General features: G+C 59.3%; 20 protein-coding genes and 1 tRNA gene. 7 read left to right on the forward strand and 14 right to left on the reverse strand.

Annotated features, from left to right (window positions below; genetic code table 11):
- Positions 1 to 3 precede the first annotated feature (3 nt).
- The gene (locus ACO1VH_RS01815; RefSeq protein WP_486241985.1) at positions 4 to 2520 is read right to left on the reverse strand and encodes an ABC transporter permease; all 2517 of its coding nucleotides are present in this window, start codon (positions 2518 to 2520) and stop codon (positions 4 to 6) included.
- A 261-nt stretch (positions 2521 to 2781) separates the two neighbouring features.
- Between ACO1VH_RS01815 and ACO1VH_RS01820 the strand changes: the two genes are divergently transcribed.
- Positions 2782 to 3066 carry a hypothetical protein gene (locus ACO1VH_RS01820; RefSeq protein ID WP_486241987.1) on the forward strand — a complete coding sequence of 95 codons (285 nt, stop codon included), beginning with the start codon at positions 2782 to 2784 and terminating at the stop codon, positions 3064 to 3066.
- Between the two features lie 13 nt (positions 3067 to 3079).
- Here ACO1VH_RS01820 and ACO1VH_RS01825 read toward each other — a convergent pair whose 3' ends face one another.
- A complete protein-coding gene (locus tag ACO1VH_RS01825; protein ID WP_486241989.1) occupies positions 3080 to 4177 on the reverse strand; it encodes a DNA topoisomerase IB in 1098 nt (365 codons plus the stop codon).
- Positions 4178 to 4400: 223 nt separating this feature from the next.
- Here ACO1VH_RS01825 and ACO1VH_RS01830 point away from each other — a divergent pair, with 223 nt between their 5' ends.
- The gene (locus ACO1VH_RS01830; RefSeq protein WP_486241990.1) at positions 4401 to 4787 is read left to right on the forward strand and encodes a helix-turn-helix domain-containing protein; all 387 of its coding nucleotides are present in this window, start codon (positions 4401 to 4403) and stop codon (positions 4785 to 4787) included.
- 190 nt (positions 4788 to 4977) lie between these two features.
- Positions 4978 to 5481, forward strand: a complete 504-nt coding sequence (locus ACO1VH_RS01835) for a hypothetical protein (protein WP_486241992.1) — start codon at positions 4978 to 4980, stop codon at positions 5479 to 5481.
- A 45-nt stretch (positions 5482 to 5526) separates the two neighbouring features.
- Here ACO1VH_RS01835 and ACO1VH_RS01840 read toward each other — a convergent pair whose 3' ends face one another.
- The 4 genes from ACO1VH_RS01840 to ACO1VH_RS01855 all read right to left on the reverse strand — a co-directional run bounded on the left by ACO1VH_RS01840 (position 5527) and on the right by ACO1VH_RS01855 (position 7250).
- Positions 5527 to 6213, reverse strand: a complete 687-nt coding sequence (locus tag ACO1VH_RS01840; protein WP_486241994.1) for an RES family NAD+ phosphorylase — start codon at positions 6211 to 6213, stop codon at positions 5527 to 5529.
- Positions 6213 to 6650, reverse strand: coding sequence for an antitoxin Xre-like helix-turn-helix domain-containing protein (locus tag ACO1VH_RS01845; RefSeq protein WP_486241996.1), 438 nt, complete (start codon positions 6648 to 6650; stop codon positions 6213 to 6215). Before ACO1VH_RS01845 ends, ACO1VH_RS01840 begins: the two co-directional genes overlap by 1 nt.
- 112 nt (positions 6651 to 6762) lie before the next feature.
- Complete coding sequence (locus ACO1VH_RS01850; RefSeq protein ID WP_486241997.1) at positions 6763 to 7014, reverse strand: hypothetical protein; 252 nt, start codon at positions 7012 to 7014, stop codon at positions 6763 to 6765.
- A gap of 5 nt (positions 7015 to 7019) precedes the next feature.
- Positions 7020 to 7250: a DUF6566 family protein gene (locus ACO1VH_RS01855; RefSeq protein ID WP_486241999.1), complete on the reverse strand. Its 231-nt coding sequence runs from the start codon at positions 7248 to 7250 to the stop codon at positions 7020 to 7022.
- 381 nt (positions 7251 to 7631) lie between these two features.
- On the opposite strand from ACO1VH_RS01855, the gene ACO1VH_RS01860 reads away from it, so the two are divergent.
- Positions 7632 to 9350: a methyl-accepting chemotaxis protein gene (locus ACO1VH_RS01860; protein ID WP_486242000.1), complete on the forward strand. Its 1719-nt coding sequence runs from the start codon at positions 7632 to 7634 to the stop codon at positions 9348 to 9350.
- Positions 9351 to 9421: 71 nt separating this feature from the next.
- Here the strand turns inward: ACO1VH_RS01860 and ACO1VH_RS01865 are convergent, their stop codons facing one another.
- From ACO1VH_RS01865 to ACO1VH_RS01900, 8 genes are all read right to left on the reverse strand, one after another.
- Positions 9422 to 9910, reverse strand: coding sequence for a hypothetical protein (locus ACO1VH_RS01865; protein WP_486242002.1), 489 nt, complete (start codon positions 9908 to 9910; stop codon positions 9422 to 9424).
- 61 nt (positions 9911 to 9971) lie between these two features.
- Positions 9972 to 10208 carry a hypothetical protein gene (locus tag ACO1VH_RS01870; protein ID WP_486242004.1) on the reverse strand — a complete coding sequence of 79 codons (237 nt, stop codon included), beginning with the start codon at positions 10206 to 10208 and terminating at the stop codon, positions 9972 to 9974.
- Between the two features lie 32 nt (positions 10209 to 10240).
- Positions 10241 to 10330 (reverse strand) — tRNA-Ser (locus ACO1VH_RS01875).
- Between the two features lie 92 nt (positions 10331 to 10422).
- Positions 10423 to 11667 (reverse strand): radical SAM family heme chaperone HemW, encoded by a 1245-nt coding sequence (gene hemW / locus ACO1VH_RS01880; RefSeq protein WP_486242005.1) that lies wholly within the window; start codon positions 11665 to 11667, stop codon positions 10423 to 10425.
- Positions 11664 to 12248 (reverse strand): RdgB/HAM1 family non-canonical purine NTP pyrophosphatase, encoded by a 585-nt coding sequence (gene rdgB / locus ACO1VH_RS01885; RefSeq protein ID WP_486242006.1) that lies wholly within the window; start codon positions 12246 to 12248, stop codon positions 11664 to 11666. The genes hemW and rdgB overlap by 4 nt, the downstream gene beginning before the upstream one ends.
- A 146-nt stretch (positions 12249 to 12394) precedes the next feature.
- Entirely contained in the window at positions 12395 to 13129 is a 735-nt protein-coding gene (gene rph, locus ACO1VH_RS01890; protein WP_486242008.1) for a ribonuclease PH, read from the reverse strand.
- 6 nt (positions 13130 to 13135) lie between these two features.
- Positions 13136 to 14065 (reverse strand): PP2C family protein-serine/threonine phosphatase, encoded by a 930-nt coding sequence (locus ACO1VH_RS01895; protein WP_486242009.1) that lies wholly within the window; start codon positions 14063 to 14065, stop codon positions 13136 to 13138.
- Between the two features lie 29 nt (positions 14066 to 14094).
- Positions 14095 to 15102, reverse strand: a complete 1008-nt coding sequence (locus ACO1VH_RS01900; RefSeq protein WP_486242011.1) for a serine/threonine protein kinase — start codon at positions 15100 to 15102, stop codon at positions 14095 to 14097.
- A 183-nt stretch (positions 15103 to 15285) separates the two neighbouring features.
- Here ACO1VH_RS01900 and ACO1VH_RS01905 point away from each other — a divergent pair, with 183 nt between their 5' ends.
- The 3 genes from ACO1VH_RS01905 to rpoZ all read left to right on the forward strand — a co-directional run bounded on the left by ACO1VH_RS01905 (position 15286) and on the right by rpoZ (position 17162).
- Positions 15286 to 16188, forward strand: a complete 903-nt coding sequence (locus tag ACO1VH_RS01905; protein WP_486242823.1) for a YicC/YloC family endoribonuclease — start codon at positions 15286 to 15288, stop codon at positions 16186 to 16188.
- 110 nt (positions 16189 to 16298) lie between these two features.
- On the forward strand, positions 16299 to 16943 hold the full coding sequence (gmk, locus tag ACO1VH_RS01910; RefSeq protein ID WP_486242012.1) for a guanylate kinase: 645 nt from the start codon (positions 16299 to 16301) through the stop codon (positions 16941 to 16943).
- A 15-nt stretch (positions 16944 to 16958) separates the two neighbouring features.
- The gene (rpoZ, locus tag ACO1VH_RS01915; protein ID WP_486242014.1) at positions 16959 to 17162 is read left to right on the forward strand and encodes a DNA-directed RNA polymerase subunit omega; all 204 of its coding nucleotides are present in this window, start codon (positions 16959 to 16961) and stop codon (positions 17160 to 17162) included.
- Positions 17163 to 17175 lie beyond the last annotated feature (13 nt).

Raw genomic sequence — 17175 nt, forward strand, 5'->3', positions numbered from 1 at the left:
GCATCATGCCTCGCGCAGCGTCTGCAGCGGCGGATGCGTCAGCACGTTGCGCAATCCCAACCAGCCGCCGATGAAGGCACAAGCGGCACCGATCAGCAGGCCGGACAGCCAGACGACAGGGCTGAACACCCATTCGAAATCGAAGACGAAATGGGCTAGGCTCCAGCCGACGGCCGTTGCGCCGGCTGCCGCCAGCAAGCCGGCCAGTCCGCCGACCAGCGCGAACTCGATCCATTGCGAACGCGACAATTGCGTACGTGTCGCGCCCAGTGCGCGCAGCAATCCTGCTTCACGCTTGCGCTCATCCTGCGAACCGGCCAGCGCCGCATACAGCACCAGCATGCCGGAAGCCAGCGTGAACAGGAACAGGAATTCCACCGCCGTCACCACCTGATCGATCACCTGCTGGATCTGGCTCACCATGCTGCCGATGTCGACCACCGTCAGGTTCGGGAAATCATGCGTGAGTCGGTTGTCCAGTTCGCTCTGCGCCGGCGGCAGGCGGAATGCGGTGATCCACGTTTGCGGCATGTCGCGCATCGTTGCCGGATTGATGATGACGAAGAAGTTCACGCGCATCGAACCCCATTCGAGCTTGCGCAGACTGGTGATCGGCACCTCCACCGTTTCGCCGGCGATCTCGAATTTCAGCTTGTCGCCCACCTTCAGGTTCAGCGTCTTTGCCAGCCCTTCCTCGACCGACGCTGCCGGCCTGCTGTCGTCGTACCAGCTGCCGGCGACGATTTCGTTGCCTTCCGGGATATCCGCCATCGTCGACAGATTGAATTCGCGATCGACCAGGCGCTTGGCGCGATCCTCGATGAAGGATTCGCCGGTAATCGCCATGTCGTTGATCGCCAGCAGGCGGCCGCGGATCATCGGGTACAAATGCACGTCGCGGATGTCGGCCTGCGCCAGCCGCTGCTCGATCTGCGCCTTCTGGTCGGGCTGAATGTTGATGACGAAACGGTTCGGCGCATCCGGCGGCGTCGCGCGCCGCCACGCTTCGACCAGATCGCTGCGAATCACCGTCAGCAGCAGCAAGGCCATCAATCCCAATGCGAGCGCGACGATCTGCACCACAGTCGCACCGGGGCGACGCTGCAGCGCCGTCAAGGCGAAGCGCCAGTTCGGATGATTGGCAGCACCGCGCAGCGACTGCAACGATTTCAGCGCCAGCCAGCCAATCAGGGCAAAGCCGCCCAGTCCGCCGAGAAAACCGACAGCCGTCAGCATGCCGAGTTTGACGTTGCCCGCTTGCCACAGCAGCAACGCGATAAAGGTCGCCAGCCCCAGCACGTAAGTCGCCACCGTGATCGACTGCGGCATGTGCTGCTCGCGCCGGATCACGCGGTTGTGCGGCACATTGCGCAATTGCAGGATGGGCGGAATCGCAAAGCCGATCAGCAGCAACATGCCGGTCGCCACTGCCTGCAAGGCGGGCACGAAGGACGCCGACGGCAGGTTCTTCGCCACCAGATTGCCCAGCCATTCGATCAGCACGAAGTGCGCACCGAAGCCGATCGCCGCGCCGATCATGCTGCCGACCAGACCGACGATTAGGAATTCGACCAGATACAGCGCCGTCACCTGATTCTGCGTCATGCCCAGGCAACGCAGCATCGCGCAGGCATTCACATGGCGCAGCATGAAACGCCGCGCCGCCATCGCGATCGCCACCGCCGCCAGCATCGCCGACAACAGGCCGACCAGCGACAGGAATTCCTCGGCGCGTTGCAGCGTCGCGCGCATCTGCGGCTGACCGGAATCCAGCGACTCCACACGCATGCCGCGGATGTTTTCCTTCTCGATGCGCTGCTCCACCGCCTTCCGGAAATCGGCGACTGCATCGTCGGCACCAGCCACCAGCAAGCGATAGGTCACGCGGGAGCCAAATTGAACCAGATTGGTCGCTGCCAGATCGCGCTGGCCCAGCATCACGCGCGGCGCGAAGTTCATGAAGCCGGCGCCGCGATCGGGTTCGAATGCGATCACCTTTGCAATCGTGAACGTCTTGTCGCCCAGCTTCATCGGGCTGCCGATTGCCACGTTCAGACTGTCGAGAATGGCATGGTCCACCCATACCGTGCCGGCGGCGGGAATGTCGGTGGCCGCGATGCCGTCATCCGCAGCACGATCATTCACAACGCGATCGGTAATCTTGACCTTGCCGCGCAGCGGATAGCCGGCGCTAACGGCCTTGACCGACGCCAGACGCGACATGCTCTGCTCGCCCTCGCCTGCTATCGCCATGCTCGGGAAGACCGTCGTTTCCGCCAGCTGCAATCCGCGGCGGCGCGCATCGTCGCGCATGGCGGCGGAAATCGGCTCATCGGTACGGATGACCACGTCGGCGCCAAGCAGTTGATGCGCATCGCGTGCCAATCCCGCGCGCATGCGATCGACAAAGAAACCGACAGACGACAGCGCAGCGACCGCGACGATCAGCGCCACCAGCAGAAAACGCAGTTCGCCGGCGCGCCAGTCGCGCCGGGTCATTCGAAAGGATTGAACGAGCATGGATGCATCACCTTGCAAAGCATTCCGCAGCGACCGCGGAACGGGAATGGTCTTGTGCCGTCTGCGTTCCGTTCCTGCAGCGCAATTCCGGCCGGGCTATTGTACGTGGAGTACGCGAATGTTCGCGGCGCGCAGTAAGTCCACGCCCCGCATCCATGATGAAAGAAGGAATTTCCTCGCCGTTTGCCAGTCAATCGAAAGTATGTAGACTGAACCGACGATGGGCTGGCGCATGCCAGACGGCATCGCAGGAGAATCCGGATGACTTTTCACACCAACCATTTCGGCATCCCGCAGTACCCGCATGACGATGCGCGCCGCCTGTTCGTTCTTGCCGGCGCCATCGATCTGCTGGAACGTCCGACCGCTACGGCAATCGACGATTTGACCGGCATCGACAAAAGCATCGTTGATAGCGAGATCGACAAGCTGCGCGAACAGTTCGGCATGGTGATCCACAAATTCGGCGATATTTACCGCATCGAATCGTGGGGCGACATCCTGAAACGCGACGGCGTAATGAAGGCAATGAAGCCGACGGAATAGTTCGCCCGATTCTTCAGGCAGCACGCCTTGTGCATTTATCGCCGGCCGTGCCGTTCCCTCTCTTTTCCAGCAATCGCAACACCATTTCTTCCTCCGGCGCCAGCGCAATACTGGGGGCTTCGGATCGGTTGGCCAAATCGTGCAACGATCCATCCAGATAGGCTTCGATCACTTCGGGGTGCACATAGCATTTGCGGCAAACCGCCGGTGTATTGCCCAGTCTTTGCGCAACCATGGCGATTGCCTGAGCGATCTGATGCTTTCCCTGCGACTCCGAAATGCAGGCTTCACATTCGCGCAGCACGGCGGCTGCCAGCACGGTGCCGGCCCAGGTGCGGAAATCCTTGGCTGTGTAGTCTTCGCCGGTCACTGCGCGCAGGTATTCGTTGACGTCAGCCGAGCCGATCGCATGGCGCTGGCCCGCATCGTCGACGTATTGAAACAGTTCCTGCCCCGGTAATTCCCGCGTGCGGGCGATGATGCGTGCCAGTCGCCGGTCCTGCAGGCGAATCGAATGGCGGATGCCGCTCTTGCCACGGAATTCGAAAACGATTCGCGAGCCATCCACACGAACATGTTTCTTGCGCAGTGTCGTCATCCCGAACGAATTATTGTCGCGTGCATATTCACGATTACCGATGCGCATCAGCGTAACCTGCAGCAAGTGGACGATGGCCGCTAATACCTTGTCGCGCGGCAAACCCGGCAGCGCCAACGCAGCATCGACACGCTCGCGCAATGCGGGTAACGCCATGCCGAACGCATGCAGACGTTCGTACTTCGCCTCGTCCCGCACACGGCGCCAATGGGCATGGTAACGATACTGCTTGCGCCCTCTGGCATCGCGACCGGTTGCCTGCAGATGTCCGTTACGCCAGCGGCATATCCAGACATCGGTCCACGCGGGTGGAATGGCAAGCGAGCGTATGCGTGCCAGTTCTTCTTCGTCCCGCAGCAGCTTTCCGTCGTTGTCGACATAACGGAATCCATACCGCCCTGTCTTGCGGGCAATACCGGGCAATCGGTCGTCGACATAGCGCAAGCCCACCGAACGCACTTCGTCCCGAACGTTTTCCTGTGTATCCGTGTCTTCCTGTCGAGATCCGTTCATCTCTCGTCCTTGTCGTTGCAGCCCGTCATGCAATCGCGGATGCCTTCGCATGAAGCGTAAGGTCAAACCCGAATGTCTACAGTCGGAAAGAAACGCGACACGACGTCGGAAGATGCTCACATCGTCAATTCCTGCAACACCATGCAATCCATGAATGAATACAGATTAATGCGCAAATGAATCGAACTTTGATCGCCCTTATGCGCGTATGTATAGTCGCCGCATGAGTATCGGAGACCGCCTCGACCAGGCAATGAAAGCCGCCAGAATCACATCGCAGAGCGAGCTGTCGCGCATCTCCGGCGTGCCGCAGGCGACGATCAGCCGCATTCTGAAAGGCACCGGCGCAAAAGGACCGGAAACCGAAACCATCAAGAAACTGGCGCGTGCCTGCAAGGTTTCCTTCACCTGGCTCAACGAAGGCGAAGAAACGCCCGCTTCCCACTCCGTCCCGGTGCTCGACGCTTACCCGGACAAACGCATCGAACATGTCATCAAGCTGATGCAGCAGATGCCCGAGTACAAACTGAACCAGATCGTCAAGATCATCGATGCCATCGCCGAGCCGGCTCCCGCCGAATCCGGCAGATCGACGCGCAGGAAAAACTAAGCGCCCCCTCTCTTTTCCACAGTACCCAGCTTGTTCGTTTCCGTTCAGCGCTGTTTTCTTCGCATCTCAAATTTTATCCATTTGCGTATTGACATATCCATCCGTTCTCATATAGCTTGAATACGGTGATTCGCACCATGCGGCTCGCCATGCAGTTGTCGTCGATATTTCCACCACCGGAGAACGCCGCATGAAAAAATCGACCGCCATATACGTTCCGCGTCCAGGCAGCAAGGTTGCGCTGGCAATCGCAGCACTGCAAAGCGGTCCGAAAACCACGCAGCAACTGGGCAATGTCATGGGATGCGCCAGCGACGCCGTGCACGCATTGCTGCATCGGCCGCTGGCGCAGGGCGTGATCGTCAAGTTATGGGATGAGAATGGCCGGCTGCACTTTGCTTTGCCGGAAATGGCGGATGGCCTGCTGTCGGCAGCAGCGACAAAACCTGCAATGGCCGGATCCGCCAAGGGCGGCGACTTCGCCTCGCTGGCATTGGTGTCGTCCAACGTACGGCCACTGGAAACCGTGCCGCGCGACTCCGCTTCGATTCGTGGAACATCCACCGCCATGATTGCCGGCCTGTTTTCCGACGGCGAGCTGACGATCGCGGTCGATGGCGAATGCATCCGCCTCGATACGGCGCAGCGGCGCCAGCTATACACCTATCTGCACAAGATTCGCCATTTGGGATGAGAGGCGCGTAACTCGGCGCTTTCAATACTCGGTTCGGCGCCTGATTTATCGCTTGAGCGCCCTGACTTTCGGCTGTGGCGTGCCCGACCACGTCAGCTCGTACGACACGCCGCGCCGCACATTGCCGACCAGCGCCGGACGAAAACAGGCCAGATTGGTGCCGCCCTCGTGCCGTACGCTGGGATAGATGACACCCAGCGATCCTTCTTCCAGCAATTGCGTCGCCAGGCGTTGCGAGGCGACATAGCTGTCCGGCGCCAGGCATTTCGCATAGCGCGGCGCATTCCGCAAATCATGGAACGCGGCATTGAAATCCGCCAGCAACGTTTGATAGCGCACACTGTCGTCGAAGCGATCGATCTCCGCATATTCGACGGTCTTGTGAAAGACGATCTCTGCCAGTGCCGTCTCGATATCGAAGGCGCAATACCATGCGCCGCGCTCGTCGTTGTTGAAACGGCTGCCTTCGGGACGCGCATAGGTGAACGCAGCATTGATCATGCGAAAGTTGGGCACGCCAAATACCAGCTCGTCGACGCCAATGCCGGTGCTGCGATCATGCTCGGCAATCAACCGTTCGTTGGTCGCATTATCCAGCGCAAAGATGTCGGCCAGATGTGCATCGTCTTCCGCCAAAGGAACGAGGACCGAATCTTCCTTGTCCACGAAGCGCGACGGAATCAGCCTGCAGGTATCGAATTGCCGCAGATGCACCAGCGGCGGAGCAGCCATCAAAGCCCTCCGCGTCGCGCGTCCAGCAGCTTGCGTACAGTCTGCATCGCCAGCAGACCGCCAGCCTGCATGTAGGCCAGCGGCGTACGGCCTGCGAAGATGGCGTTGCGATTGGGCAGGCCGACCCATTCGTCGGCCAGCTTGTCACCGTGCAGGATATGCAGGGCTTTGTAGATGCCGATCAGATAGGAAATCCGCGTGATGCGGTCGACTTCCAGCACGCGCTGCGGATTCTTTTTCCACTCATAGAAAGCACTGCTGGACAAGCCGCCCAGCAATTCGCGCGCTTCCTCGTCACGCAGTTTCCAGGCCGCTGCCAGGCGAAAGAATGCCTTCAGCGCCGAACCGGACAAGCGTTCGCGTTCCGGCTTTGCAGTCAGATCGACCGGAGCAGCGGGCTCGAAGCGGCTTTTTGGGTAGGCGTAGGCGGCAGTCATTTGATACTCCTTTTATGGACATAATATACTCCATTTCAGGAAAATCAAGCCTGCCCGCAAGGCAACGCAACAAGCATCGCCATATCGTTCGTCAAATCGCGCTACTCCACCGCTACATCCGCGCCGATTCCCGCAAGGCGATCGCGGCAGCCAGCGCGCCGTCATCGGCCATGACGGCCGCATAGTCGAGCGCCGCCTGGCCTGCCTCCTCGGGCGTCTTCCACTGGCCCGGGATAATGATGGCGACCGGCGGATCGCATGGTTTCCCCAGCGGTGCCTCATGGATGCGGATGATGCCGCCGTAGGCACCGCTGTGTACCATCCTGGCCTCGCCGGAAACAGAGTAGCCGGCGATTGCCGCCATGGCTGTCATCGTCGCGCCTCCGCCAGCTCATTGTCGATATAGCGTTTCCCCTGCTGCAGTGCATGGCGTGCCGCCGCCTCGGCCGAATCGAATTCGGTACCGACCACGCTGACGCTGATTGTCGGTTTTCCATGCTGGGCGATATGAAAGCTACCGCCCCACTTGCCGGTATCGTGCTTCTCTCCGGTGCCATGGACGGAATAACCGTGATGCAGTTCGACATCGGTATGGCTCATCTTGCACCTCCCTCCTCAAATAGGTTTCGGCGAGGGCCGCCGTTTCCTGTCCAGCCGCATGCCGTCCTTTATGCGATGGCCTGCCCCCACTCACTTTACGAGCCTGTCGGCAAGGAAAAAGTTCGAATCGACAACAGTTGTACATCCCATATTTTAGGTAGTTGCAGGAACGTAAAAATTTGTTGCAAACACCTTCCCATCGTATTCCCGCCAACAAAAATCTGTCATATTTCCAAGAAGAATTTTTTTCATCCTCATGGCAATCAAGACATCCATTTTTTCCTACGGATGCCGTCATTCCCATGAAGACCGCCGCGCCAGCAGCTGGGAAATTGCATCGACAACATTTGTTGTATCGCCAATGACCAAAGGGAGGAAAAAATGTTCGCCAATATGAAAGTAGGAACGAAACTCGGATTCGGGTTCGGCATCACCGTCTTGCTGACGCTGTTCATCGCCCTGTTTTCATTGATGCGAATAAATCAGATCCATAACGTCATCGGCGCACAGGATCGCATCCGCACCCAGCAGCTCGAACAGCTGTATGTCACTCGCGAAGCGCTCGCTCAAACCGGCATCGCCGCCCGCAATGCCTACGTCTTCACCAACGAAGCCGACGCCCGCAAAGAACTCGATATCGTCGACAAACAAAAGGCCATCTATCTCGACGCGCTCGACAAGATGGCACCGCTGTTTCAAGGCAATGCCGATTTCGACAAAGTCAGCAAGGGTCTGCTGGCAATGGCGAACGAACTGAACCGCCCTCGTCAGTATCGCGAATCCGGCAAGATGGAAGAATACGGCCTCTTCCTCGTCAACGAATGCAGCCCGCTACGCCGCCAGATCGTGGCCGACATGGAAACCGTCATCAAATCCGTGCAGAGCATCGTCGCATCCAAAACGCAGGAATCCGATAGCACGACCTCTCAATCGATCACCATCGTGCTCATCGTCGCCGGCATCGCGATACTGCTCAGCATCGTTCTGGGTATATTCATCACCCGCGCCATTACACGTCCGCTGAATCAGGCGGTTCAAGTGGCACAGACCGTCGCCAGCGGCGATCTGACCAGCCGTATCGAAGCCAGCGCCAAGGATGAAACCGGACAACTGCTGCAGGCGCTGCGGGCGATGAACGACAGCCTGATCGGCATCGTGAGCGAAGTCCGCCACGGCACCGATGCCATCGCCACCGCCTCGAATGAAATTGCCAGCGGCAATCTTGACCTGTCGTCGCGTACCGAACAACAGGCTAGCTCACTGGAAGAAACCGCATCGTCGATGGAAGAACTCACGTCCACCGTCAAGCAGAATGCAGAAAACGCCCGCCAGGCAAATACCCTTTCCCTTTCCGCCTCGGAAGTTGCCATCAAGGGCGGCGAAGTCGTCGGACAGGTCGTCGATACGATGAGCGCCATCAACGATTCCGCGCGCAAGATTACCGACATCATCGGCGTGATCGACGGCATCGCTTTCCAGACCAACATCCTGGCGCTAAACGCGGCAGTCGAAGCTGCACGCGCGGGCGAACAAGGTCGCGGCTTCGCCGTGGTGGCTGGCGAAGTGCGCAATCTTGCGCAACGCTCTGCAGCAGCGGCAAAGGAAATCAAGACGTTGATCGACGATTCCACGGGCAAGGTGGAGATCGGCAGCAGACTGGTCGAACAGGCCGGCGCCACGATGGACGAGGTCGTCGCCAGCGTCAAACGCGTGACAGACATCGTGTCGGAAATCTCCGCCGCCAGCAATGAACAGAGCGCCGGTATTGAACAGGTCAACGCCGCCATCTCACAGATGGATCATGTGACGCAGCAGAACGCCGCGCTGGTGGAGCAGGCAGCTGCCGCGGCCGGCTCGCTCAACGATCAGGCCGGCAAACTGGAGCGCACGGTCGGGGTGTTCAAACTGGACGGCATGACCGCATCGCGGCAGCTCGCCGCTCCTTCAGAGGCTCCCGCCAAGGCCCTTCCTGCGGTTGCTCCGACTGTTCCGGTTTCTCCCGCTCCTCGACCAACAACCAAGCGCAGCATTCCCGCGCCAAAATCACCAAAACTGGAAAGAGGTTTGGTGCCGGCAGGAGACGAATGGGAACAGTTCTGATCGTTCTCACGAAAAACGGCTGACGCAGCGATGCGCCAGCCGTTTTTCATTTTGCGGAACTGTACGGACAGTCAGCCGCCATGGAAGCCCTTGAGAATATCCTGCTTCGGCATGTTCGGCGCAATCGTTGAATCGTTGGTTCGCTCCGGCGAATCCAGACGCGCACTTTCCTGCGCCGCCTGCTGCAACACCTCCCGCGCCTCCTGTGGCGGCGTCGGCGACGGATCGTTCAAACCGACACCGCGATTAGCACTGAACACGCCTGCTCTGAGCCCGCTACCACCAGCAGATTTCATGTCGGTGAATCCGACGCGATTGTCGAAAATCGGCTCGTTCTTTTCGGCAGCGCACTCGTTGCCTCGTTCATAGACGGCATGAACGATCTGGCACTCGGCATGATCGTAGCGATCGGAAACGTCACCGACATCCATCGCATCGGTTGCGACAAAATTTCCCTTGTGCAATTTACTGCTATAGGAATTGATCTGCATGATGCAACCTCCTCGTGACTTGTATCCGTCTGAGGTTACTGCAATATCGGCGAAATTCAAGTCGGACAAGCAGACGTCCGATGTCGGATGTTGCCGCGATTACATGTGCGGCACGTACGAAAACACGGAATCAGGATTTTTGCGCGGTTTGGGCTACTCGCAGCGCAGTCTGCACAACGGAGAGAAGCTCGCCCTTCGTCGGCATATCGGGAACGGCAATGCCCATGCCTTCGGCTTCGTCGACATGGCGTTGTTCGGCCGCCTCATCCATGTCTTCACGAACGATCATCGATCGCCTGACTGCATACTCCAGCGATTGCAATTGCTCTACCGGATCAGAACGGTTGATTTCGTCTTGATTCTGCAAGATAGGCGCTTGATCGGAAAGGGGAAAGAATTTGGCGGAAGCGGTGAGATTCGAACTCACGGAGGGTATAACCCCTCGCTGGTTTTCAAGACCAGTGCCTTAAACCACTCGGCCACACTTCCATTTTGACATCGATATTTCACAATTGAACCTGGACACATCGATTTGCGGACGCATTATACCCAACTCCCTTGTCGTTGCCGATTTTCAGAAATCATTCCGCAAGAAACATCTCTTGCAAATCGTTGAGGAAGCGGCGCCCCAATTCGGTAGGTTTGAGAGTCATGTGATCGCGGTAAAGCAGCCCCTTGGCCTCCGCCTCGTTGAGCGCGCGCTCGACGACGTTCAGCGGCATGCCGGTGCGTTCCATGAACAGATTGGCTTCGACGCCATCGATCAGGCGCATCGCGTTGAGCATGAATTCGAAGCCGAGTTCGCCGCGCGTGATTTCGCGCTCTTCCTGCACTGCATTGCCTGCGCGCATGCGCTCCATGTATTCCTTCGGCTGCTTGTAACGCGCTTGGCGCATCACGCGATGCGGGAACGACAGCTTGCTGTGCGCACCGGCGCCAATGCCGAGATAGTCGCCGAACTGCCAGTAGTTCATGTTGTGGCGTGCCTGACGGTTCGGCTTTGCGTAGGCCGACACTTCGTAGTGCCGATAGCCGGCCGCCTGCGTTTCCGTCTCGACCATGTCTTGCATGTCGGCACTGGCATCGTCGTCTGGCACTGCCGGCGGGTACTTGGCGAAGTAGGTGTTCGGCTCCAGCGTCAGGTGATACAGCGACAGATGCGGCGGCGCGCAGGCGATGGCGGTCTGCACGTCGCGTTGCGCTTCTTCCAGCGTCTGCGACGGCAATGCGTACATCAGGTCGAGATTGAAATTGTCGAAATTCGCCTGCGCGATCTCGACCGCGCGGCGCGCTTCGTCGCCGTCGTGGATGCGGCCCAGTGCCTGCAAGTGGTGCGCATCGAAACTCTGGATGCCGATCGACAGCCGATTGATGCCGCTACCGCGATAGGACTTGAACTTCTCCGCCTCGAAAGTGCCGGGATTGGCCTCCATCGTCACCTCGATGCTCGGATCGAAAGGCAGCAGCGTGCGGATGTCGGACATCAGACGATCCAGTCCGGCAGCGGACAACAGGCTGGGTGTACCGCCGCCGATGAAGATCGTGTGCAGCTTGCGGCCCCAGATCAGCGGCAACGCCATTTCCAGATCGGCGCGCAACGCGGCCAGATAGTCTTCTTCCGGGAAACCGCCGTTTGCCTCGTGCGAATTGAAATCGCAATACGGGCATTTCTTCACGCACCACGGGAAATGCACGTACAGCGACAACGGCGGCAATGCCGTCAGATTCAACGCGCCCGGCTTCAGATAAGCCATCGCGACGCGCGCCGGCTCGGCATGATCGAGCGCGCCAAAGGATTTCGAACCGGACGGCTTGATCGGAATCATTTCAATTTCTCAATCAGCGCGCGCAATGCTTGCCCACGATGGGACAAACGATTTTTCTCTTCCGCCGTCAATTCGGCGGCCGTTTTCTGCAGCGACGGAATCAGGAAATACGGATCGTAGCCGAAGCCGCCCTGCCCGCGCGGCGTGGCAACCATTTCACCGTTCCAGCGACCATCGGCGATGACTGGCTGCGGATCGTCGGCATGGCGCACGAAGACCAGCACGCAATAGTAGTAGGCGGATTTGTCGGTCTGCGACGCGAGCGCTGCAATCAGCTTGTCGTTGTTGCGCTGGTCGGATTTCGGCTCGCCCGCGTAGCGCGCCGAATGCACGCCGGGCGCGCCTCCCAGCGCGTTGACGCAGACGCCCGAATCGTCGGCCAGCGCCGGCAGTCCGGTCAGGCGGGACGCGTGGCGCGCCTTGGCGATCGCATTCTCGACGAAGGTCGGATGCGGCTCTTCCGCTTCCGGCACGTTGAATTCGGATTGCGTGTGCAGCGTGAAGCCGAGCGGCGCCAGCAGCGCGCCGAATTCCTTCAGCTTGCCGGCGTTGTTGGAGGCAAGAACGAGTGGTCGGGACATGATGATGCCGGACGGTTTGCACCGTCCGGATGGTCGAAATGCAAATGCAGAAGTTTACCGTGTTGTCGCAATTCTCGCGTACGGCGCAAACGATGTGCAGCGGAATTTTCCATCTGGCCGCTGCACGGCCGCTGCAAAGTGACAGATCAGACCGAAATTTCCAGTACCTGCTTCTGCATCACGATCAGATCGCGGATGCCGTCCTGTGCCAGATCGAGCAGCTTGTTCATCGTGACGCGATCGAACGCTTCGCCTTCCGCCGTGCCTTGTACTTCGATGAAGTGGCCGGCTTCGGTCATCACGATGTTCATGTCGGTATCGCAATCCGAATCTTCGACATAGTCCAGATCCAGCACAGGCTGTCCGCGATAGACACCGACGGAAATCGCAGCGACGAAATGCTTCAACGGGATTGCCGGAATCAGGTTCTGCTTGCACAGCTTGTCGAAGGCATCGTAGGCCGCGACCATCGTGCCGGTGATCGCGGCCGTGCGCGTGCCGCCATCGGCCTGGATGACGTCGCAATCGAGATGCAAGGTCCGTTCGCCGAACGCCTGCAGATCGAAGGCAGCGCGCAGCGAACGGCCGATCAGGCGCTGGATTTCCTGCGTGCGGCCGGACTGCTTGCCGCGTGCCGCTTCACGGTCCATGCGTGTATGTGTGGAACGCGGCAGCATGCCGTATTCGGCAGTCAGCCAGCCTTGACCTTTGCCTTTGAGGAACCCCGGTACGCGGTCTTCGATGCTGGCGGTGCAGATCACCTTGGTATCGCCGCATTCGATGAGGACGGAACCCTCTGCATGCTTGGTGTAGTTACGGGTAATCTTGATGGCGCGCAGCGCATCGGCGGCGCGGCCGCTGGGACGAATGACAGACAGCATGTGAAATTAATTCCTGGAAGTGATACGGGAGGATTTGTCGATGGCCTTGCGGATTTCGTCGATCGCCTTTTCGATCTCGGAATCGTTGTAGGTATCGGCCGGCTCCGGGTCGAGATGACGCGGTGCCTGAATGGTCGTCGTCACGCTGCCGACCGGCAGCGTGTGCGTGGTGATCGTGCTGTTGCCCTGCAGGCTTTCGCCGCTTTCCCACATCATCGCCAGTGCAGTCGCGTTGTCGCCGGTCTTGCCGGCGATGCTGGTCGCGGTCTGCAGCAGTTCCGGTACGGCACGCACGATGGTGTTCTGGTGCAAACGCTGCGCCAGTTCGTGATCCGGCAGCACCGACCACAGGCCGTCCGAGCACAACAGCATGATGTCACCGGCCTGCAGGCTCGCGCGGCGCGAGATTTCGACGATCGGCATGTTGGGCGCGCCCAGGCAATTGAACAGTTTGTTGCGCTCTGGATGCGTATCGCGTTCGGACGGATCGACCTTGCCCTGCGCGATCAACGTTTCGATGCGCGAATGGTCACGCGTGCGGGCAAGAATTTGACCGTTGCGCATCCAGTACAGGCGCGAATCGCCGCAGTGCGCCCACATCGCGTTGTTGTGCTGGATCAGGCAGGCGACGATCGTCGTGCGCGGCGTTTCCGGCAGGTTGTTGATTGCGCGGTAACGATGGATTTCGCGGTGTGCGGCAAAGAAACTATCTTCGAGGAAGCGTTCCGGCTTCTTCACATATGGCGTCGCGTTTTCCTGGAACAGCGCGGCGATCGTCTGCAGCGCGATCTGTGCCGCCATCTCGCCCATGATGTGTCCGCCCATGCCGTCCGCCACCAACAGCAGCAGCGCATCGCGCGTAAAGCTGTAGCCCATGCGGTCCTGGTTGTTCTTGCGACCGCCGATGAGGCTTTCCTGGTAGACAGAGAATCGCATAGGCTAGATGGGATGAGTGGATGAAAACATCAGCGCGTGTGTTCCTGGATCGTGGTCGCCACACTGCCCGGTTTGCGGCCCAGCCCACTGAACAGGTTTTTCAGTTTGCGCGTGACCTGCTGCAGGCGCGCATCTTCCGGCTGTTCTTGCAGCGGTTCACGCAAGGCCTTCTGCAGCGCGAATACGCTTTGCGGGCGCTCCAGCGGATCCAGCATCAGGCTCCAGCGGATGACCTTGATCAGGTCGGACGAATAAACGCCTTCCAGCTTGCTGAAATGGCCATCCATCTTGTCGTTCACCTTGCGCTGATCGGCCGGCTGCGGCGGCGCGCCGACCATGCAGGCGAACATCGAGGCGCCGATGCTGTAGATGTCGGTCCACGGGCCGAGATTGCCGTTCTTTACGTACAGCTCCGGTGCGGCAAAGCCCGGCGTGTACATCGGATACAGCTTCGGCATGTCGGCCTTCAGCGTCTGCCGCGCTGCGCCGAAATCCAGCAGGATCGGCGTGCCGTCGACGCGCAGATAGATGTTGGCCGGCTTCAGATCCAGATGCAGCAGCTTGTTCGTGTGTACTTCGCGCAGCCCGTTCATGACGTGGCTGAACATCTTGCGGATGAAGCGCTCGGAAACCAGCGGCTTCTCGCCCTTGTCGCGGCGGCGCAGGATGTGATCCTGCAGCGAGCGGCCCGACTCGTAGCCCATGACCATGTAGACGGTCTCGTTGGCACGGAAGAAGTTGGTGACACTGACGACGTTCGGATGCGAGATCTTCGCCAGCGCACGGCCCTCCTCGAAAAAACATTTCAATCCGATGCGGAAGGTCGGCAGGTTTTCCGGCGAAATGGCCGGCACCAGCTCGCCCGGCTGGCGCAGTGCGAGCGAACTCGGCAGGTATTCCTTGACCGCGACCGCATTGCCGTCTTCATCATATGCCAGATAGACAATACTGAACCCGCCAGACGCAATCTTCTTTACAATGCGATATCCGGCGATTTCCAGTCCATCCGGCAACGGAGCGTTGTTTTGCGCAGCCATGTCGTCCTAGTCTCTGATCGTGCCGATGCGCACAATCGGCAAAACGGGATGGCAATAACTTGCCTGTTTTTCCAAGCTGCGGCAGGCTCTGGCGGCTTGCTGAGCGGCTTTCGTTCCCGGATTGTGTTGATAAATCGCTGCTTTGTAAAGAGATACGAGGATCGCATTTTGACAATCAGCAGCATGACCGGCTATGCCGTCACCACGCACGAAATTGGCAACGGCACCCTGACGATCGAACTCAAGAGCGTCAATTCGCGCTTTCTCGATCTGCAGTTCCGTATCAACGACGACCTGCGTGCGCTGGAACCCATGCTGCGCGAAGCGATCATGGCACGCATCACGCGCGGCAAGGTCGAATGCCGCGTCAGCTTCGGCCGCAAGGCAGCAGCCGGCAACAATCAGGCATTGAACGCCACCACACTGGATACGTTAGCAAAACTGCAAGCCGAATTGCGACAGCGTTTTATCGATGCCGCGCCATTGTCTATCGGCGAACTGCTGCGCTGGCCCGGCGTCATCGAAGATGCTGAAATGGGCCAGGACACGCTGCAGGAAGATGCGGCGACTGCGATGCAAACCACCATGCATGCCTTCGTCGAAAGCCGCGTGCGCGAAGGCAATGCATTGCAGGCCGTGCTACTGTCGCGCGTGGACGACATGGAAGCCATCGTGCGACGCGTCACGCCGCTGATCCCGCAGGTGATCGCGCAGTTCCAGCAAAAAGCCACCGAACGCATGCAGGAAGCGCTGGGGCTGGTCACCAAATCCGCCGACAGCGGCGCACAACCGACGATCTCGCGCGAAGAAGCGCTGGACCGCATCCGTCAGGAAGTCACGCTGTACGGCATTCGCATCGACGTCGCCGAAGAATTGTCGCGGCTGGCTGCGCATCTGGACGAAACCCGCGCCATCCTGAAAAAAGGCGGCCAGGTCGGCAAACGCCTGGATTTCATGATGCAGGAGCTCAATCGCGAAGCTAATACGCTGGGCTCCAAGGCCGCCGTCAAGGAACTGGCCGATGCGTCGATGGCGATGAAGCTGCTGATCGAGCAGATGCGCGAACAGGTACAGAATCTCGAATGACGATTGGCGGCCGATTTCGCCGCCATCCACCGTCGTTGCGTTTCATCCGCCAATATCCGCAATCAACCCGCAGTCAACCAACCTTTACTTTCCATCGTTCAGGAATGCAGATGTCCGATCAATCCACCTCTTCCGGCAGCCTGTTTCTTGTCGTCGCCCCTTCCGGCGCCGGCAAATCCAGTCTCGTCAACGCCCTGCTGCAGCAGGAACCGGCGATCAAGCTGTCGATTTCCTTCACGACACGCCCGCCGCGCCCGGGCGAGCAGAATGGCCGCGAATACTTTTTCACGTCGATCGAGGATTTCCAGACGCGCCGCGAAGCCGGCGAATTCCTGGAATGGGCTGAAGTATTCGGCAATTACTACGGCACATCGCGCCTGCAGATCGCCGACCAGATGGCGGCCGGCACCGACGTGCTGCTGGAAATCGACTGGCAAGGCGCGCAGCAGGTGAAAAAACAATTCCCGCATGCGGTCGGCATCTTCATCCTGCCGCCGTCGATCGCCGCCCTCGAGGAACGGCTGAGGAAACGCGGGCAGGACGAACCGCACGTGATTACACGCCGAATTCTCGCCGCCGGCGGCGAAATCGCGCACGCGTCCGAGTTCGAATATGTTATTATCAATCAAGAGTTTACAGTCGCATTGTCCGAGTTGAGCGCGATTGTCAAAGCCACACGTTGCCGCTTTGCGCAACAGTCGGCAAGGAACGCATCTCTGTTCGCCCAACTGGGCATTCATCCCAATTTAAGCTGATAGCAGGAGTACCCCATGGCCCGTATCACCATCGAAGATTGCCTCAAGCAAATCCCGAATCGTTTTCAACTGACGCTGTCTGCCACCTACCGCGCACGCCAATTGCTGCAAGGCCACACGCCGAAGGTCGACGCGAAGGACAAGCCGACCGTCGTCGCGCTGCGCGAAATCGCCGCCGGCCAGGTCGGGATTGAAATGCTGAAAAAAGTCCCAAGCTGATTCGTATCAAGAC

The organism is Oxalicibacterium sp. (assembly GCF_057353965.1).

Coding starts and splice junctions, on each gene's coding strand:
- ACO1VH_RS01815 (WP_486241985.1), bottom strand. CDS start 2,520: ATGCTCGTTCAATCCTTTCGAATGACCCGGCGCGACTGGCGCGCCGGC.
- gmk (WP_486242012.1), top strand. CDS start 16,299: ATGTCCGATCAATCCACCTCTTCCGGCAGCCTGTTTCTTGTCGTCGCC.
- rph (WP_486242008.1), bottom strand. CDS start 13,129: ATGCTGTCTGTCATTCGTCCCAGCGGCCGCGCCGCCGATGCGCTGCGC.
- hemW (WP_486242005.1), bottom strand. CDS start 11,667: ATGATTCCGATCAAGCCGTCCGGTTCGAAATCCTTTGGCGCGCTCGAT.
- ACO1VH_RS01825 (WP_486241989.1), bottom strand. CDS start 4,177: ATGAACGGATCTCGACAGGAAGACACGGATACACAGGAAAACGTTCGG.
- rdgB (WP_486242006.1), bottom strand. CDS start 12,248: ATGTCCCGACCACTCGTTCTTGCCTCCAACAACGCCGGCAAGCTGAAG.
- rpoZ (WP_486242014.1), top strand. CDS start 16,959: ATGGCCCGTATCACCATCGAAGATTGCCTCAAGCAAATCCCGAATCGT.
- ACO1VH_RS01835 (WP_486241992.1), top strand. CDS start 4,978: ATGAAAAAATCGACCGCCATATACGTTCCGCGTCCAGGCAGCAAGGTT.
- ACO1VH_RS01830 (WP_486241990.1), top strand. CDS start 4,401: ATGAGTATCGGAGACCGCCTCGACCAGGCAATGAAAGCCGCCAGAATC.
- ACO1VH_RS01860 (WP_486242000.1), top strand. CDS start 7,632: ATGTTCGCCAATATGAAAGTAGGAACGAAACTCGGATTCGGGTTCGGC.
- ACO1VH_RS01845 (WP_486241996.1), bottom strand. CDS start 6,650: ATGACTGCCGCCTACGCCTACCCAAAAAGCCGCTTCGAGCCCGCTGCT.
- ACO1VH_RS01820 (WP_486241987.1), top strand. CDS start 2,782: ATGACTTTTCACACCAACCATTTCGGCATCCCGCAGTACCCGCATGAC.
- ACO1VH_RS01840 (WP_486241994.1), bottom strand. CDS start 6,213: ATGGCTGCTCCGCCGCTGGTGCATCTGCGGCAATTCGATACCTGCAGG.
- ACO1VH_RS01895 (WP_486242009.1), bottom strand. CDS start 14,065: ATGCGATTCTCTGTCTACCAGGAAAGCCTCATCGGCGGTCGCAAGAAC.
- ACO1VH_RS01855 (WP_486241999.1), bottom strand. CDS start 7,250: ATGAGCCATACCGATGTCGAACTGCATCACGGTTATTCCGTCCATGGC.
- ACO1VH_RS01900 (WP_486242011.1), bottom strand. CDS start 15,102: ATGGCTGCGCAAAACAACGCTCCGTTGCCGGATGGACTGGAAATCGCC.
- ACO1VH_RS01850 (WP_486241997.1), bottom strand. CDS start 7,014: ATGGCGGCAATCGCCGGCTACTCTGTTTCCGGCGAGGCCAGGATGGTA.
- ACO1VH_RS01905 (WP_486242823.1), top strand. CDS start 15,286: ATGACCGGCTATGCCGTCACCACGCACGAAATTGGCAACGGCACCCTG.